At 47.7% G+C, this 214-nt stretch carries 1 pseudogene; it reads left to right on the top strand.

Going from position 1 to position 214, the window contains the following annotated elements:
* Window positions 1–28 precede the first annotated feature (28 nt).
* A pseudogene (locus HJV72_RS19355) lies at window positions 29–214 on the top strand (hypothetical protein); the annotation flags it as partial.

Genomic DNA, 214 nt, shown 5'->3' with positions numbered 1-214 from the left:
CGAGCAGATGCAGGAGATAAATAAAGCTTTGTACGAAGATATTCTGGAGGAACAGTACGGGCACAGCTATGCAGATCCGGCATATGCGGTGAAGCAGCTGGGGGAAGAATACGGGCAGTTATTAAGCCTTCTGTATACGGAACTGCGGGGCGGGATTCCCTTTGCATTTGAGAATCGTCTGGACTATCTGACAATTCAGAATGAACTGTTCATC

The organism is Extibacter sp. GGCC_0201 (assembly GCF_017566055.1).
In the GTDB taxonomy this organism is placed as follows: Bacteria; Bacillota; Clostridia; order Lachnospirales; family Lachnospiraceae; genus Extibacter.
This window is presented reverse-complemented; position numbering and strand designations above follow the sequence as displayed.